9 protein-coding genes and 1 pseudogene are annotated in these 18,061 nt (G+C 66.3%); 5 read left to right on the forward strand and 5 right to left on the reverse strand.

The genetic code is table 11. The features are described 5' to 3' along the window. Positions 1-595 precede the first annotated feature (595 nt). From ABZ896_RS15385 to ABZ896_RS15395, 3 genes are all read left to right on the forward strand, one after another. The gene (locus ABZ896_RS15385) at positions 596-1,561 is read left to right on the forward strand and encodes an NAD(P)-dependent oxidoreductase (protein WP_360927818.1); all 966 of its coding nucleotides are present in this window, start codon (positions 596-598) and stop codon (positions 1,559-1,561) included. A gap of 88 nt (positions 1,562-1,649) precedes the next feature. Next, positions 1,650-7,982, forward strand: a complete 6,333-nt coding sequence (locus ABZ896_RS15390) for an SDR family NAD(P)-dependent oxidoreductase (protein WP_360927792.1) — start codon at positions 1,650-1,652, stop codon at positions 7,980-7,982. 251 nt (positions 7,983-8,233) lie between these two features. Continuing rightward, complete coding sequence (locus ABZ896_RS15395) at positions 8,234-9,751, forward strand: NAD(P)/FAD-dependent oxidoreductase (RefSeq protein ID WP_360927795.1); 1,518 nt, start codon at positions 8,234-8,236, stop codon at positions 9,749-9,751. 17 nt (positions 9,752-9,768) lie between these two features. Here ABZ896_RS15395 and ABZ896_RS15400 read toward each other — a convergent pair whose 3' ends face one another. After that, complete coding sequence (locus ABZ896_RS15400) at positions 9,769-10,845, reverse strand: AfsR/SARP family transcriptional regulator (protein ID WP_360927798.1); 1,077 nt, start codon at positions 10,843-10,845, stop codon at positions 9,769-9,771. Between the two features lie 1,127 nt (positions 10,846-11,972). Here ABZ896_RS15400 and ABZ896_RS15405 point away from each other — a divergent pair. Beyond that, on the forward strand, positions 11,973-12,185 hold the full coding sequence (locus ABZ896_RS15405) for a hypothetical protein (protein WP_360927800.1): 213 nt from the start codon (positions 11,973-11,975) through the stop codon (positions 12,183-12,185). Between the two features lie 238 nt (positions 12,186-12,423). Here the strand turns inward: ABZ896_RS15405 and ABZ896_RS15410 are convergent, their stop codons facing one another. After that, the gene (locus ABZ896_RS15410) at positions 12,424-14,271 is read right to left on the reverse strand and encodes an AAA family ATPase (protein WP_360927803.1); all 1,848 of its coding nucleotides are present in this window, start codon (positions 14,269-14,271) and stop codon (positions 12,424-12,426) included. A 425-nt stretch (positions 14,272-14,696) separates the two neighbouring features. Here ABZ896_RS15410 and ABZ896_RS15415 point away from each other — a divergent pair, with 425 nt between their 5' ends. After that, entirely contained in the window at positions 14,697-15,698 is a 1,002-nt protein-coding gene (locus ABZ896_RS15415; RefSeq protein ID WP_360927806.1) for a ribosome-inactivating family protein, read from the forward strand. 90 nt (positions 15,699-15,788) lie between these two features. Here the strand turns inward: ABZ896_RS15415 and ABZ896_RS15420 are convergent, their stop codons facing one another. From ABZ896_RS15420 to ABZ896_RS15430, 3 genes and pseudogenes are all read right to left on the reverse strand, one after another. Continuing rightward, entirely contained in the window at positions 15,789-17,222 is a 1,434-nt protein-coding gene (locus ABZ896_RS15420) for a GntP family transporter (protein WP_360927809.1), read from the reverse strand. Beyond that, positions 17,219-17,704, reverse strand: coding sequence for an NAD-binding protein (locus ABZ896_RS15425; protein WP_360927821.1), 486 nt, complete (start codon positions 17,702-17,704; stop codon positions 17,219-17,221). Before ABZ896_RS15425 ends, ABZ896_RS15420 begins: the two co-directional genes overlap by 4 nt. 3 nt (positions 17,705-17,707) lie before the next feature. Then, positions 17,708-17,971: pseudogene (locus ABZ896_RS15430) on the reverse strand (NAD(P)-binding domain-containing protein); the annotation flags it as partial. Positions 17,972-18,061 lie beyond the last annotated feature (90 nt).

Raw genomic sequence — 18,061 nt, forward strand, 5'->3', positions numbered from 1 at the left:
CTGGTGGGGTATACCGCCCGCCAAGCTGTACACAGCAGCGATCTCTCATGCGTAGGTCAAGGGAATTCTGTAGAACTCTTCCTTTTCTGGGTGTGTTGGGAACACGGCTGAAGAAGTGACTCGTCCATTCATTTCAGGGGAATGTAGCGCATAAATTTGGTTCGAGGTGATCACCAGGGCTGGTTTTTCGGTATCTCTGGTTCTGCCAGGCCATGTTGGACATCGGTACCCACCCACGAGACCATCCTGGAATCCGTTCCCGCGTGGTTGGCGTCGACCGGCGCGGCGGTGGCTGTGGTCGGCGTCATCGTCAAACTGCGAGCCATACGGCACGGGACTGGGCCCTTAGTACGCTCTTGACCTTTTATCGAGCGGCGTAGCCATGACCTCGACACGGGCAGTCTGATCCGTCCGGACCGTTTTTCGATGTTACCGGTTAGTGGGTGATGCGAGCAAAGGTTAACTCGCGCCTGGCTCGCCCAGTGACTACGCTCATGACAGTGAAGTTAAAGAATTGACCGGCCGAATTATGCCGCGGTCGGCTATCGACGTTTGAATCCATCATTTTGGGAGGGCCGACGCAGTGAGGTTTCTCGTGACAGGGGCTACTGGATTCGTCGGCCGACGGCTGGTGAAACGACTGGTAGACGATGGGCATAAGGTGAGTGTCCTTGTGCGCGACCGACGTCGCCTCGGTGAACTGGAGGAATTGGTCGATCGCGTCGTGGAAGGTGACCTCACAGCAGATCCTGATCTGTCGGAGGCCATGTCGAGCGTTGACTGTGTGTTTCATCTGGCCGCAACAGTGGCATCTCACACACCACGGGGGTACTACTCAGCGAATACCGAAGGGACTCGTCTTCTGGCTCAGGCCGTGGCGAGTGCGGCGACACCCCCTCTCATCATTTACTGCTCCTCATTGAGCGCGGGAGGGCCTTCCCCGGATGCCCGTCCGCGTACTGAGGAGCAACCCGACGAGCCCGTCTCTCACTACGGTCGCAGCAAGCTGGCCGGCGAAAAGATCCTGGGGGAATTCTCGTCGCTTCGATATGCGATCGTGCGGCCCTCAATCGTCTACGGACCGGGTGACATCGAGTTTTATCCCCGTTACTCGCAGATGATCAGAAGGGGAATGATGCTGACGGCAGTCCGCAGCCCCCGATATTCGCTGGTGCACGTCGATGATCTGTGCGACGCACTGCTCCGCGCAGCATTTCGTGGACTGTCGAAAGAGCACGTGAACGGGCGAGTGTACTACATCTGTGACGGGGTGGAGTACTCCCTTGACGGAATGGGTCGAGCACTGGCCGAGGCGCTGGGTGTCAAGATGCCTCGTATCGTTCGAGTCCCCTTGCCGTTGGTGTGGCTGAGTGCCTGGTGCGGAATGAATTTCGCGCGCGTACGTGGCACGAACACCCTGCTCAATCTCCACAAGATCCCTGAAATGACATGTGAGCGATGGACCTGCTCACCCGAACGAGCGGCCTCCGAACTGGGATTTAGCCACTCAGTGGAATTCTCCGACGGTATGGCCGCTGCTGTTGCTGCGGAAAATAAGTAGGAAACCCATGCACTAGCCGCGGGAACTCGCGCCCCCGGCGAGTGCACGGAATGATTCAAGTAGATGTGCGATTGGAGTCGCCGAGACAATGACGGACATTGCGATAGTCGGTATGGGGTGCCGGTTCCCCGGTGGCGTTCAGAACGTGAGCCAGTACTGGAAATTCCTGCTTGAGAAGAACGACGGAGTCGTCGAAGTACCGGACGACCGTTGGAACCTGGACCTCTACTACGATGCCGACCCCGAGGTCCCGGGCCGCATGTACACCCGTAAAGGTGGCTTCCTCACCCATTCAGTGTGGGACTTCGACGCCGACTTCTTCGGGATCTCGCCTCGAGAAGCCGCGATCATGGACGTCCAGCAGCGGCTCATGCTGGAGGTGAGCTGGGAGGCGCTCGATGACGCCGGCGTGGCCGGCAAGGTATCCGGCCGCTCCGTCGGCGTCTACGTCGGCGGCTTCATGAACGACAACCATGTGCGTCGGCATCAGGCGCCGGCCCGAGAGAGCATCAGCCAGCACACCGCCACCAGCACCACGCTGACGATGCTGTCGAACCGCATCTCCTATGTGCTGGACCTGCACGGCCCCAGCATGACGATCGACACCGCCTGTTCGTCATCCCTTGTGGCCATCCACCAAGCCGTCCGGGCACTGTCCACCGGGGAGTGCGACGTGGCTGTCGCCGGCGGCGTGAACGCGATGCTTCATCCCGAGTCCTTCGTGGTCATGTGCAAGGGCAGACTCCTGGCGGCGGACGGGCGCAGCAAGGCGTTTGACGCCTCCGCGGACGGCTACGGCCGTGGTGAGGGTGCCGGAGCGATTGTCCTCAAGCCCGTCGAACACGCGCTGCGCGATGGCGACCGGATCTACGCCGTGATCCGGGGGAGCGGCAGCAACCAGGACGGGCGAACCAACGGAATCACCGTGCCGAATCCACACGCGCAGGCCGATCTGGCGCGGCAGGTGTCGGCTGATGCGGGTATCGACCCCTGCCGCATCGGCTACGTCGAAGCCCACGGCACCGGTACGGCGGTGGGCGACCCGATCGAGATGGCGGCCCTCGGCGCCGCGTTCGGCGCGGTCGAGGGCCGCAACCAACCCCTTCTGGTCGGCTCGGTCAAGGCGGCGATCGGCCACCTGGAGGCTGCGGCGGGAGTTGCGAGCGTGATCAAGTCTGCGCTCGTCGTCCATCACGGCACCGTAGTACCGCAGGCCTGGCTGGAGAAGCTCAACCCGGCCATTCCCTTCGAGGAGCACAACCTGCGGGTGGCGACCGAGACGGTTCCCCTCCCGACGGAGAACGGTGAGGGGTTCGTCGCCGTCAACGGGTTCGGTTATGGCGGCACCAACGCGCACATCATCCTCGGCACGGCTCCGACGGCGTCCGTCCGCGCTCCGTCCCGGCCTACGGTGAATGTGCTACCGATCTCAGCGGCGAGTCCCGAAGCGCTCGGTGAACTGGCAGCCCGGCTCCGGGACAGCGTCGATGAGAACGGTGACCGACTCGACGAGATACGGGACGCGGCCTGGTACCGCCGTGCCCACCACGACTACCGGACCGCGATTCCCTTCCGTGCTGCCGGAGATCTTGATGCCGCCCTCCAAGGGATCGTAGCGGAAGGCGGGAAGGGCGCTACCCGCACGATGGTCCCCTCGGGCACCAAGCCTGTCTTCGTGTTCAGCGGGATGGGCCCGCAGTGGTGGCGGATGGGACGCGACCTGCTGTTGGCGGACGGACCGTTCACGCAGACCGCGCGCCGGATCGATGAGGAGTTCCAGGCCCTCGCGGGCTGGTCTCTCATCGAGGAGATGATGCGGGACGAGACCGAGTCCCGGGTCACTCGCACCGAGATCGCACAGCCCGCGAACTTCCTCGTCCAGGCGGGCTTGGTCGCGGAACTCGCGGAACTTGGCGTCCGTCCCGCGGCGGTTGTAGGACACAGCGTCGGCGAGGTGGCGTCCGCGTATGTCAGCGGAGCCCTTTCGCTGCGCGACGCCCTGACGGTCAGCTTCCACCGCGCGCGTCTTCAGGCGACGACGGCCGGTACCGGATCGATGCTGGCCGTTGGCATCACCGAGGCGGAGGCACGACACCTGGTGTTTGTCGAGGAAGGCGTGGACATCGCCGCTGTGAACGGTCCCGCGTCGGTGACCCTGGCCGGCGACACCGAGACCCTCGTCCGCCTGCGTCAGGACCTCACCGATATCGGGAAGTTCGCACGGATGCTGACGGTCGAGGTCCCCTACCACAGTAAACTCTTGGACCCGATGCTGCCCGAGCTGGATCGAGTTCTGTCTGAGCTCTCTCCGAACCAGCCTGATATGCCGCTCTACTCCACCGTCACCGGGTCGAGGATCTCCGATGAAGCCCTGGGCGCCGCTTACTGGCGGAGGAATGTCCGGGACCGGGTACGGTTCGCCGACGCGATCCGAACCATGATCGACGATGGTCATCGACTGTTCCTCGAAGTCGGCCCGCATCCTGTACTCCAGGGTAATGTCCGCGAGATGCTGATCGACGCCAAGGTGACCGGCACCTGTGTTCCGACGCTCGTCCGCAACCGCGACGACATCGACAGCCTGGGTTTGTCGATCGCCCGTCTCTACGACGCCGGCGCGCTGGTCGCGAGCACCGTCGGGACGCGCGACCGACAGGTCGGCCATGTGGACCTGCCCGCTTATCCCTGGCGCTACCAGCGCCTGTGGAACGAGGCCCCGGTGCTAGTCCGCGGCCGTCTGGGAGCCGACGGCACCCGGCCGCTGCTCGGTGCGAAGCTCGACACCCGGACGCCGGAGTGGGAGTGCGCCGTCTCCACCGCCACGCTTCCCTGGCTGCGGGATCATGTGGTGGACGGCTTGACGGTCCTTCCCGCCGCCGCCTACCTCGATGCGGCGCTCTCAGCCGCGGTGCGCCCCGATCGTGAGACGATAGCGCTCGCCGACCTGCGGTTCGTGGCGCCCCTCGTCGTCGACGAGCACGACGCGCCGGTCTTGCGGGTTTCCGTCGAGAAGGCGACAAGCGCGATCCTTGTCCGGTCCAGGAGTCTGACCGGTGGCGATTGGACTACCAACGCGACTGGCCGCGTCCTGGAGGCGGCTGTCGAGCCGTCGTTCGACGCGGCGGACGCGGTCCGCGGGGCACACAGGGTCCCTGCCGACGATCTCTACCGGCAGCTCGCCGAGCACGGACTGACATACGGCCACGACTTCCAGCGCATCGTCGACGCCCAGTTGGGCGAGGACGGCGCATGGGCCACCATCGACGCGGCCTGCGCCGAGGAGAGCGGACACGTCGCCCACCCTGCGGTGATCGACTCGGCGCTACAATGCGTGGCCGCACTGGCCCTGCGGCGTGGCGATCTCAAGGGTGCGATGGTGCCCGTCGGCGTGGAGGAGGTCCGCTGGTTCACGGCTCTCCCCTCGGTCGTCACGGCCGTAGTCCGGCTCTGTGAGGGTGAGGGACTGCGGGCCGACATCGCTCTCCTCGGCGAGGATGAGCGACCGGTCATGGAAATGGTGAACGTCGAGTTCCGGCCGGTCAGCCCTCCGCTGGAGGCGGTCGTTGGACTCGACGGGCTCTTCTACGAGACGGTGTGGGATTCGGCGGTGATCCGCGATCAGGCCCAGGCCGGGAAGAATGCCACCACGAGGGCCGTCGTCGTCGACCTCGGGGGGGTTCCTTCAGAGCGGGCACGCCAGGTGGCGGGTTGTTACGCCCGGTCCGCTCTCCTGCACCTTGAGACCACGAAACCGGCGGTCGCGCCGGAGCTTGCCCAAGCCCTTCGGGAAGCTGCCGACCAACCGGATGTCAGCCGGGTGGCGGTCATCGCCGTCGCCGGCGGGCCGAGCAGCGACGACGTGATCGAGGACGGCATCGACGCCGTCGCCAAACTGGCGGTGGTGGCCCGTACCGTCAAGAGCGTCATCGACGCCGCCGAGGAGGCTGCGGAGTCTGACTCCGGGCTGCTGTCCATGGCCACCAGGTACACCGAGGTGTTTCGGGGCGTCGTCCTCACAGAGCGTACGTTCACCGCGGAACCCGGCGATCTCGCTGTCCTCGCCAACTCTTCGCTGCTGGGTGCCCGCCGATCGCTGCGCAACGAACAGCCCCGCTTGCAGTGGAAGCTGATCGAGGCATCCCCCAGCGCATCGGCCGACGTACTCCGGACGGAGCTGCTGTCAGGCGCCGACGCCGACGATGAGGTCAGGCTGACGCCGGACGACCGGTTGGTACCCCGGTTTCGGCGGACCCTGGGTGATCATCTGGCCCGGCTCTCCGAGCCCGTACCAGTGACCGACGCGGAGCAGAACTTTGCTCTCGAAGTGCCCAAGTCAGCCCTGTTCACCGACCTCGCGATGCGGTCCTGTGAACGCGTCGCTCCCCAGCGAGGGGAGGTCGAACTGCGGCTGGACGCCATCGGTGTCAACTACAAGGACGCGATGAAGGCCCTGGGCGTCCTCGGTGACAAGGAGCTGGGGGAGACGTATTTCAAGACGTCCGTGGGCATGGAAGGGGCCGCCGTGGTCACCCGGGTCGGCCCCGAGGTGTCCGACCTGGCGCCCGGTGACCGTGTGCTGGTCTTCCATCGCGACATGTTCCGCAGGTACCTGACCACATCGGTCGACAGTGGCATCATCATGCGCTGTCCCGAGTCCATGCGCCCCGAACACGCCTCCTCTCTGGTGGCGATGATCACGGCTCAGTACGGACTGATCCGTTCGGCCCGCCTGGAGGCCGGCGAGACCGTGCTGATCCACGGCGCGGCCGGCGGAACTGGGCTCGCCGCCGTCCAGGTGGCGAAAGCACGCGGTGCGACGGTTATCGGAAGCGCCGGCACGCCCGAACGGCGGCGGGCGGTTCTTGCGGCCGGTGCCGACCATGTTGTCAGCTCCCGTTCCCTCAAGTTCGTCGAGGACGTGCTGCGGATCACAGACGGGCGTGGCGTGGAGGTCGTCTTCAACTCGACGCCCGGCGAGATGATCCAGCAGAACCTGCGTGTGGTGGCAGAGACCGGCAGGGTAGTGGAGATCGGGAAGGCCGATATCTACGCCGGGAACGTGATCAGTCTCGCCCCGTTCGACCGTAACATCACCTTCAGCGCCATCGACCTGGACCGCATCCAGGAGAAGCGCCCCGCCGTGTTCCGGGAGGTGTTCACCGAGGTCCTGCGGAACATCGAGGACGGAACGTACGAGCCTCTTCCCGTCACCGTCTACGAGGCACCGCAAATCGCCGACGCGTTCGACGCGGTCGCGCGGGGGCGGCACGTCGGCCGGGTCGCGCTGGACATGTCTTCGACGGCCTACGCGCTCCCGTCGGACACCGAGTTCAAGGTCCACACGAACGCCACGTACCTCGTGACGGGAGGATTCGGTGCGTTCGGTCTGGCGACGGCACGTTGGCTGACGGATCAGGGCGCACGCCATCTTGTCTTGGTCAGCCGTAGGGGAGCCACCACCCCCGACGCGAAGGAAACCCTCGACGCACTGCGTTTCGCGGGTGTTGAGATCCACGATGCTCAAGTGGACATCGGACAGCGTGCTGCCGCGGCCGCCCTGGTGCACGAGACGGTGGCGACGATGCCCCCACTGCGCGGGATCTTCCACACCGCGGGTGTCTCGGAGGACGAACCGCTCGACCGGCTCACCCGCGACTCGCTGACCCGGGTGATCCAGCCCAAGGCCCGGGGTGCCTGGAACCTTCACCTTGCCCTGGAAGAGGAAGGCGTGGACGTGGACGCCTTCGTCCTCTACTCGTCGATCTCCTCGGTGTCCGGTGAGGTCCCCCAGATCGCCTATGCGTCGGCGAACACGATGCTGAACGTGATCTCGACAGTGCGCCGGGCCCAGGGCAAGCGGGCGCTTGCCGTCAACTGGGGCTCCCTCAACGGCGGTATGGCCGTGGCTTCCGAGGAGACCGAGCGCTACCTCGCCTTCCTCGGATACCGTCCGGTCGACATGGAAGGGGCGGCGTTGATGCTTCAGCGTTGCCTGGGTTTCGGCAGCGTGCTGAGCGAGGTCGCCATTGTCGACACCGACTGGAAGCAGTGGACGTCGGCGCATCAGGCGGCCGCGAATACCACGCGCTTCGCGGAACTGATCGCGGTGGAGAACTCCGAATCGAGTGTCTCCTCACGTCAGTTGGCGGCGCTTCCTGAAACGGAGCGCGGCGAGGTCCTGGAGCAGGCCATGGCCGAACAACTGGCCACGGTCCTCGGCGTCGAGCCGGACGCCATCGACGGCACGCGCTCGCTTCTCGACTTGGGCATCGACTCCCTGATGGTCGTCGAGTTCAGCGCCCGTGTAAGGGCCGCCCACGGGATCGAGATTCCCACGATGGAGGCTAACCGGGGCGTCAGCCTGTCCGAACTGGCCCAACGCATGGCCGCCAGGATCACCTCCGACGACGAAGCCGTGTAACACGCGGCGGACCGCCGAGGGTCGCGAGCACGCGGCCCTCGGACCACGGGCCGGGTGGTCGTCTTATCGGGGAAGCGGGGTGTCCCTCGCTTCCCCGATAAGCAGGCCTCTCCCGCCCTGCCCCTGCACCCGGAGCGGATCGAGGGTCACCCGGTGACGACAGGCAACGGGCTCCGTCAGCGAGTAACAGGCACCAAGAACCCCACGGATGTCGCGGAGAACGCGGTTCCAGCAACGCGAGGAGACACGGCATGGCCACACACGACCGGATACCCCATGTTCGGGTGGCGGTGATCGGTTCCGGCTTCGGCGGGCTCGGCGCCGCCGTGCGCCTACGGAAGGAGGGGGTCACCGATTTCGTCGTCCTAGAACGGGCCGACTCGGTGGGCGGTACCTGGCGCGACAACGACTATCCGGGCTGCTCCTGTGACGTTCCCTCCCATCTCTATTCGTTCTCCTTCGCTCCGAACCCTGACTGGCCGTGCACCTTCGCCGGTCAGAAGCACATTCGCGCCTACCTGGAGCGGGTGACCGATGCTTTCGGAGTACGCCCCCACCTCCGCTTCGGCGCGGACCTGCGGGACATGGCCTGGGACAGCGAGCGTTTGCGCTGGGACATCGAGACAGCGAGTGGATCCTTCACCGCCGACCTCGTCGTCTCTGCGGCCGGGCCCATGTCCGACCCCAGGATCCCGCTGGTTCCCGGCCTGGACTCTTTCCCCGGCGTGTTCTTTCACACCGCCCGCTGGGACCACGGGTACGACCTGCGCGACAAGCGTGTCGCGGTGATCGGCACCGGGGCCTCCGCCGTCCAGATCATCCCCGAAATCCAGCCGCTTGCACGACATTTGACGGTATTTCAGCGGACGCCGGCGTGGGTACTGCCCCGTGCCGACCGAGCCATTGGCGGAGTCGAGCGGTGGCTGCACCGTCACCTTGCCTTCACCCATCGCCTGCGCCGTTTGGGCCTGTGGGGGATGCGGGAACTAATGGTGCGGGCGTTCACCCATCACCCGGGTCGGCTCGGACTGTTCGAGAAGATGTCCAGGCGTCACCTGACGACCGCGATCAACGACCCGGCGCTGCGGGCTCGCCTCACACCCGACTACCGCATCGGCTGCAAGCGCATCGTGCTGTCCAACACGTACTACCAGGCACTCAGTCGACCCAACGCCGAGGTGGTGTCCTCGGGTCTGAAGGAGGTTTGTGGTTCGACTCTGGTGGCCGCGGACGGCACCAGAGTCGAGGCCGACGTGATCATCTTCGGTACCGGTTTTCACATCACCGACATGCCGATCACCGACCGGATCGTGGGCTTGGACGGCCGTACCCTCTCGGAGACGTGGAAAGAGAGGGGAGCAAGGGCGCTGCGCGGAACCTCCGTGGCCGGCTTCCCCAACTGGCTGTCCATCATCGGGCCCAACACCGGCCTCGGGAACTCCTCCATGGTCCTGATGATCGAGTCTCAGCTGAACTACCTGTCCGACTTCCTGCGCCGACTGGACGCGCTGGACGGGCCTGTCGCCCTAGATGCCCGTCCGGAGGCTGTCGATTCGTGGAACGAATGGGTACAGCAGCGCATGGCGCGGACGGTGTGGAACACGGGCTGCACCAGCTGGTACCTGGACGCGAACGGCCGCAACACGGCTGCATGGCCTGGGACTACGGCGGAGTTCCGCCGCGCCACCCGGCGGGTGTTTCTTGACGAGTACGAAGTGCTACGGCCACCCGTACACATCGCTGTCAGCGCCAAACCCCCCGAGGCCTGAACCGACTCGCGGAACCCTCAGGAACGGCCCTCCCTAATGATCTTTTCGAACATTCGCTCGAGCGCCTGGCGGATGGTGTCGAGTTCCGACAGGAGGTCGTCCGACGGACCGTGGCTGGTGGCGACAGTACTGTCCTCGGTCTTCCCGCGGTACTCGGACGAGGCCGATGCTGTTTCTGGAGCGAGCGTGGATGTCCGCTTGGACCAGGGAGCCGCAGTCTGGACCACACGGGTCTCCCCAGTTTTCCCCCACTTCATCACTTCCGACCTGCATTCCACCTCAGCCTCCGCAGTACCGGAACCTTGAGCCCAGACACCCGTGTGGATGGACGCGATACCGAGCGCCGGACTTTGCGTGAGGATGGCGTTGTGCAATTCTTGCAGCCACTGCTGCGGGTCCAAGCCATATTCCTCACGGAGTCTGCAGCGAAACCGTTGAAAAGTTTCGAGCGCGTCCACCTGTCGGCCTGCACGATACAGAACGATCATCAACTGGCCGACAACCCGCTCTCGGGTCGGACTGCCCTTGAGGAACTGCTTGATCTCGCAGATCAACTGCCGATCGCGCCCGCACGCGAGTTCGGCATCCATGCAGTATTCGAACGCCATGGAAACCGTGTTCTCCAGCGTCTCCAACTCTGGCCAGGAAATCCCCTTTGTGAGGATCTCGCTGAGCGCAGGTCCTCGCCATAGTGACAATGCAGACCTGAACTCCAGAACCGCATCCTGGAATCTCGCCTGCCGGAACATCTCCTGACCCTCGGTAATGTGATCGATAAAACAAAAATAGTCGATTTCCTGAGGATTGATCTTTAGGAGATATCCCGACGGATGGGTCAGAAGCTCCGGCCGCCCTGGCTCTCGCTCCCCGCAGTCCAGCAGGCGACGTATGGCAGAAGCCGCGTTCTGAAGAATCTTCCGCGCAGTCGGAGGTGCACCGTTCGGCCACAACGTCCTCACGAACTCATCAACGGCGACTATTTTGTTGGCTCGAAAAAGCAACAACCCAAGCGCAGCGCACTGCTTGACGCCATTGAACGGGACATTAGCGCCAGATTCGGTGATCTCCAGCGGACCGAGGACGTGGAATCTCACGGCATTCCTCCTGGTGTGCTGATCCAGAGAAAGCGCCCCATGTGCCGGGGCTGCGATAGAAATACGAGAAGGGGGAAATTCCCGATCAATTACCGGAAGGGCTGCGCCTTGTAGCCGAGAAGACTAAGGGAAATACCTGCATCGCGACTGTCCGAACTGAAATCAACCAGGAATCAGCTGCATGGCCCAACGTCAATTCACGGGTGAAGTGTGCGGCAGGTGACATGCAAGCAAATATCAGATGAATGCGTGTTGTAACGGAGAAGCGGCAGTGGCGAGAGTGGCTCGTTGGTTCCGAAAAGTAACCGGCTCATTATGCTCTTGCGCCCTCGCCCTATCGTGAGAGTGGGACTATCATTCAGGCTTCTGGAAGCTATAATGAGAACGATCAAGAGTCAAGCAATTGATTGTTAAGGTTTCTCTCGCCCTTCCTGTCTCAAGGCTGTGGAAACGGATAGAATTTGCTGTGAAGTCGCCGCGCCAGTCTCGACGGACTGGCCAACGTGCCAGGTACGGGGGATGCGCCGACAAGGGCGGGAGACCTCGTTCGGTGTGGGGTTCGAGGGGCACGTCATAGCCGAGCTGGGTGAGTTGGCCGACGAGCCTGCGGGTCTGCCGGGACTTGCGAATGCGGTTGATGAGGTGGCCGGCTCCGAGGTCCTGGTAGGGAGTGTCGCTGGTGAGGATGTGCTAGACGGCGACGAGCGCGCGCTTTTTGCCCCGGTGGCCGACCAGGCGCCGGAACTGGGCAGAGAGATGGGTGTTCTTCGAGCGGGCCGCTGCCGCCGCGGCGTTGCCCAGGACTCCTTTGAGCCAGGCGTCACCGTGGTGGTTGCGTCCGCTGGTGAAGCGTCCACGCGGAACTCTTCGATGGCCTGCCGAAGCCCAATGGCTGCGGTGCCACCAGGGCTGGGGCTGTCCAGCGCGTGAGACAAACTCGCTCATACGGCCGGTGACTGGCGCCAGGCGGTGGTGCGGGGGAAGGCGCTGGTACGGCCCATCGGGCGTACGCCCATGCCTCCCGGGTGGCGAGCATGGCGCACGTACGACGAGCCCCACGCCTCGGGGCGTGGGGCTCGTTCGTGATCCGCGGAGCCGACTGCGGGTACTAGAACGCCCTGTTCATCGTGGAGACCGTCCTGGTCGTCTGGCTGACGTCCGGTCACTTCTGGCTCAGGAGCCGTTACATCACCCTGCGTCGAGCCAACAACCTCAAGGCGATGGACAATGCCCTCTACTACGAATCGGTGCGGGGCCAACTGGAACAGGAGTTGATCTCCGACTACGGGGAGATCGCCGACGGCCACCTGCGAGCGTGCCGAGGAGAGCCAAGGTGGTGACGATCGTGAGTGCGAAGGCGGTTCCGGCGTCGAAGCCGCCGTCCGCGGGCTTCTCGCGGTCGAGGTTGCCGGGATCGGTGGTGGGGGCTGTCACCTGTCGGGTTCCTTACGCGGCGTACGGGGCATGGCGGCCCGCTTGGTTCTTGCCGGGCGGGCCATGAAGGGGATACCGCTTCGTGTGGGAGGGGGTATCTCTCCGGGCGAGGGGTGCTCGCGGCTTTGGCGGTGCCGGGGCGGTTCAGGAGGTGGTGGCCTGCCGGGGCGGCAGGCCGGGGATGGCGCCTTCCGTGAGGCTGGTGTGGATCTCACGGACGGCGGGGCCTGGGGCCGGGGGCAGTTCGGTGCAGGCGATGACGACCTGTCCCGTGGTGCCGGAGGGGTGCTCGGTGACGGCGAGATCGGTGAGTCCGGCGAGCAGGGCGGCCTGGATGCGCTGGTCGTTGTGACTGCTGCCGAGGCCGGTGAAGGGGCCGTCGACGATCAGGAACTGCGGAAGGGGCATGGCGGGGACGTCGCGCGCGGTGTCGCGCAGCGCCAGCAGGACGTTGATGTTGATGCGGGTCCTGCCGTGTCCGGCGACGACCCTTGAGTCGAAGCCGGCGCCGTTGATGGTGACGGAGAAGTCGTCCGGGCTGACGGAGGCGGTGCTCACCTCAGGGTCGCAGGCCTGCATCCGGCGCAGCAGATGGTCGGACCAGCGGGCGGTGCCCTGTTTCACCATCAGGTCGGTGTCGTGCCGGGCCGCTGTGTATGCCGCTTCGGCGGCTTCCTTCTCCTGCTCCAACTGCGGGAGCTGCGCGCGCAGTTCGGTCAGTTCGGCGAGTTCCCGCAAGTGCTCGGCGTTCTGTTCCAGGCGCGCGGTCAGTTCCCGGACGGCCGCCTCGGCTTCGAGGACCGCTTGCTGCTGAGGCGCGATCACGTCCTGGAGGAACGCCTGCGCGGCGGCCGACACCTCCACGACGACGAGGTCGGCGTCACCGGCGCGGGCGCGGGCCTCGTCGGCGGCCTGCGCGGCCCGGTGGGCTGCTTCGCGGGCCCGCTCGGCGGCCTGCTGCGCCTCGGACAGCCGCCGTTCGAACTGTTCGTCCCGCTGGCGGCGGTTCGGGTCGGGCCTACGGCACACGGGGCAGTCGTCCGGCGACAGCCCGGCCGGGTCGAGAGTCTGTACACACCGGGGACACAGGCTGGGGTCGGTTGCGGCCTCCCGCAGCCCGGCCAGGCGCCCGCGTGCCTCGGCTGCCGTCCGGTCCAGCAGGCGCGCCGTCCGTGCTCGTTCGTCGGCGGCCGCGCGGGCGCTCTGCCGCGCCTGTTCGGCCACAGTGACCTTCTGCTGCAGACCGGCGAGTTCGGTGTGCAGACGGCTGAGTACCGCACCGGCCTGCCCGGCCTCGTCGGACGCCTTCTGACGCTGTGCGGTCCACTGCGTGGCCCGCTGCTGGAGAGCCTCGACGGACGGCAGTTCACGCTCCTCGCGATCGCGCAGGATCTTGTTCACCCGGTTGTGGGCCGACCGCCACTTCTTCGTCCTGGCGGCGGACTCCTGGCGCAGTGCGTCGACCGTCTCGTCGTCGGCGCCGAGCAGGACCCGCCCCACCGCGATCCGTTGTTCTTTGCCCTGGCCGCCCAGGTAGTCGTTCGGGAGACCGCGCTGGCGCGCGTAGAGCCAGGGCACCAGCAGATCCAGCGTGACCCTGGTACGCCCCGTGCCCAGCCGGGGAACGCCGAGGAGGTCCTGGAAGACGTCGGCGGCGGATCTGCGGGACTCGGTGCGCTTGACCGGATGGGGTTCCGCGACGCCGGTGGTGACATCGGTGAAGACGATGTCCTGTGTCGGATCCGTGGTACTGCGTGTGATCCGCCGGCGTGAGTTCCCGAACCGGGCCGTGAAACCGAGTGAACCGCATGCAGCAGCCGCCGACATCAACTTCGCGCCCTCGACACCCAACGCCCACCAGACAGCTTCCAGCAGTGTGCTCTTGCCTGATTCGGTCTCCCCGATCAGCGCGGTCACCGGAGCGTCGAATCGCCGCTCCTGCACCACACCGTCGACGTCGAACGACGCCCGCTCGATGCTGAATCCGACCACGTGTTGCCTCCCGCAGACTCGACCACGCCTTCCGGAACGATGCTCCGAGCGAGTAACGACGTTCGGCCGACGGAGTGACGCTCGCCCGGCTTCCTTCTAAGGGCGCCATGCGTGGCTGTCTGCACCCGGTCCCGCGGGGCTACGCGGGAATCGATCCCGGCATCTCTGCCGCTTCGGTAACGCGACGGACCAGCTGGCCGAGGCCGGCTCGATCTGGTGAGCGATGAGTTGCGTCAGCCGCCGTCCGCACGGTGGCCATCCACTGCACCACGTCTTGAGAATCACGCGGGGGCCCGGGCGGGGGCGGCGGGGCTGCCGGGCTGATGTTTCACGATCGCGCGGTGGTCGTGAAGCCGTTGTGATGTTGTGCCTGTGTCATGCGGTCACCGGCCGGACAGTGGCCCGGGACATGAAAGGCGATCTCCATGACACCTCGCATCCTGACAGCCAGGAAGGCGCAGATCACCGCCGCGGCCGCGGTGGCCGGCGCGCTCTTCCTGGGCGTCGCGGCGCCCGCGAGCCACGTGCTGGCGGACAGCCGCCCGGCCTCGGTCGCGACTGTCGACACGGACAGCCTGGAGCTCACCGCCTCCTCGTCGTCCAGCCCCAGGTACTACCTGACGTCGTGGGATCTCGACGACGGTCAGGGCGGCTACACGGACTTCATCAAGAGCCTGCGGACCCAGGCCATCCTGGCCACCGGCGCTACCCGCCACAACCACGACGTGGGCAAGGGCAAGCAGGTCGCCGTCGACACCCTCAACAACGAGGCGACCAACACCTTCAGCATCGCCGCGGTCACGAGCGGCAGCCACACCATCCACCTGGTGATCAGGCTCAGCGACCTGTACGTCGTCGGGTACTTCACCGGGGTCGACAACCCGAACAACTTCGACGGCTTCAGCAACGTGTACGTGCCTCTCGCCGCGGATGCCCCGGACCTGACCGAGGGCATCGTGGGTGGGGAGTACACGACTCGGGTGGACTACAAGGGCAAGGAGAACTACAACGACATCGCCCGTGGCGGCAACACCTCGCTGACCGACACCACCGTCGGACACGCCGCGCTCACCCAGTCCGTCATCGACATGCGGAATCCCAGCAAGTCGAACCAGCAGTTCTGGATGCGGGGCCTGCTGCGCATGATCATGGCCGTGTCGGAGGGCGCCCGCTTCCGGACCCTCGGCACCGCGATCACGACCAGTTTCGATGCTGGCGGACACAAGATAACTACCACGGACGTCAGTCTGATCCGCAACTGGGCGAGCCTCAGCGACGTATACCACCATTACGACGACGGCAGCTCTTCCAGGGCCAGTGTCGACATCGCGGGATGGGGCAGGATCGACACCCTCAGGGCGGTGATCAGGCTGATCATGATCGCCCTGAACACCGGATCGGACCCGAACCCCAAGGACGAACTCTGACAGCGCCGCCTCCGCCCCGGCCGCTGGGTGCCGAGCGTGGTCGTGCGGAAGCACCGGGGCCGCACCGTCGGCCGGGCTTCGGGCCGGGTGTCAGACCAGTGGCCACAGTGCCGCGGTCAGGGCGAAGCCCGCGCAGCCCATCACGGTCGTCAGGACCGTCCAGGTGCGCAGGCCGGAGGCCACGTCGAGGCCGGCCAGCTTGGTGAACATCCAGTACCCGGCGTCGTTGATGTGCGACAGCGCCAGGGCGCCCGCGCCCATCGCCAGGGCGACCAGGGACAGTTGACCCGTCGACAGGTCGGCGCGCTGCAGCAGCGGGGTCAGGATCCCGGCGGTCGTGATGAGGGCGACGGTCGCCGAACCCTGGGCCGCGCGCAGGGCGAGGGCGGTCAGGAAGCCGAGCACCAGCACGGGCAGTCCGGTGCGGTCCAGGACGTCGGCGATCGCGTCGCCGATACCGCTGGCGACCAGGACCTTGCCGAAGACACCGCCCGCTCCGGCGACCAGGATGACCATTGCGACCGGCGGCAGTGCCGAGCCCATGACCTCGGCGATGTGCCCGCGGTTCCAGCCGCGGCGGGCGCCCAGGAGCCAGCCGCACAGGGCGACGTCGATGAGCAGGGCCACCATCGGGGCGCCGAGGACGGTCAGTACGGCACGGAGGGTCGAGCCCTCGGCGAGCGTGTTCTGCCCGATCGTGCCGAGGAGGATCAGCAGGATCGGGGTGACGATCAGCGCCAGGACCATGCCGAAGGACGGCGGGCGGACGTCGGTCTGGGAGGGCGCGGGCTTGGTGAGCACGGCGGTGCCGTGACCGTCCTCAGCAGAACCGCTGACAACAGAACCACCCTCAGCGGACCCGCCCTCCGGCTCCCCGTACACCTCCGCGTAGACCGCCGGATCCATCGGGTACTCACGGCGGGTCAGCCGACGGGAGACGAAGTATCCGAACAGGGCGACGACCGCGGTGATCGGCAGGCCGAGCAGCAGCATCAGCCCCTGACTGGCGCCGATCGTCGCGGCGACGGCGACGGCACCGGGGTGCGGCGGCAGGAAGGCGTGCACGGTGAGCATCGCGGCGCCCATCGGCAGCGCGTAGACCAGCAGCGGCTTGCGGGCGGCGCGGGCGACGCCGTACGCGATCGGCATCAGGATGATCAGGCCGACCTCGAAGAAGACCGGGATGCCGAGGGCGAACCCGGCGACGGTCAGGGCCAGCGGGGTGCGCCGGGAGCCGAACCTCTCGATGAGGGAGTGCGCGAACGCGTGGGCGCCGCCGGAGAGTTCGATGATCCGGCCGATCATCGCGCCCAGGGCGATGATGGTGGCGATGTGGCCGAGGGTGGCGCCCATGCCGTCCTCGATGGTCTTCACCAGGTCGGCGGCGGGCACCCCCGCGGCGAGCGCGACACCGATGCTGACGACCATGAGGGCGACGAACGGCTGGACCTTGGCTCTGAGGATGAGCAGGAGCAGGGTCGCCACACCGGCGACCGCGATGGTGAGCAGGGCGGTGTGGCTCATCGTCCCTCTCCTTCCGGGGATGCCGCGGAGGAGACCGCGGGGGTTGTTTCTGCTGATATTTCCGACGACTTGGGCGACAGGGGAGACAGGACGGTGACGACGGACGAGTCATCACGGGCGGCGAGCCCGGCACCCTCGCCGAGCAGGTAGAGCTGCTCGGCCGCGGCGGCCAGCGGCACCGGGACGTGGGCGTTCCTGGCGATGCCGGTGACGATGCCCATGTCCTTGACGAAGATGTCGAGCCGCGACTTGACCTCGACCTCGCCGCCGTCCTCGTACGCCTGGACCATGCGCGGGCCGCGGTCGGCGAACATGAACGACCCGGCGGCCCCGTGCTTGAGGCTCTCCACGACGGTGCCCGGGTCGAGCCCGAGTCCGCGGGCGAGCGCGATCGCCTCGGCCGCGGCGGCGATGTGCACACCGGCGAGGAGTTGGTTGACGGCCTTCATGGCCTGGCCGTCGCCGGGGCGCGGGCCGACCACCGTGAGGGTGGAGGCGAGCAGGTCGAGGACCGGCCGGGCCGTCTTCAGCGCGGTGTCCCCGGCTCCTACGACGATCAGCAGATCGCCGTTCCCGGCGCGTACCGGGCCACCGCTGACCGGCGCGTCCACGGTCTGAACCCCGCGTTCGGCGAGCCGCGTGGCGGTGGCGTGGGCGGCCTCGGGACCGACGGTGCTGGTGAGGATCACGACCGCGCCGGACCGCAGGGCCTCGGCGGCACCGTCTGTGCCGAACAGCGCGCCCTCGACCGACGACCCTGCCGAAGACCTAGACCAGGCTCTTGGCCTCGAGAACGGGGGCGCACGTCACGACAACACACTCCGGATCCACTGGTCGAC

Origin of the sequence: Streptomyces sp. NPDC047072 (assembly GCF_040643855.1) — a bacterium.
Lineage (GTDB): Bacteria > Actinomycetota > Actinomycetes > Streptomycetales > Streptomycetaceae > Streptomyces.

What these genes read in the sequence shown, in the direction of transcription:
- ABZ896_RS15390 (WP_360927792.1), top strand. Translation starts at nt 1,650, where the DNA reads ATGACGGACATTGCGATAGTCGGTATGGGGTGCCGGTTCCCCGGTGGC.
- ABZ896_RS15395 (WP_360927795.1), top strand. Translation starts at nt 8,234, where the DNA reads ATGGCCACACACGACCGGATACCCCATGTTCGGGTGGCGGTGATCGGT.
- ABZ896_RS15415 (WP_360927806.1), top strand. Translation starts at nt 14,697, where the DNA reads ATGACACCTCGCATCCTGACAGCCAGGAAGGCGCAGATCACCGCCGCG.
- ABZ896_RS15420 (WP_360927809.1), bottom strand. Translation starts at nt 17,222, where the DNA reads ATGAGCCACACCGCCCTGCTCACCATCGCGGTCGCCGGTGTGGCGACC.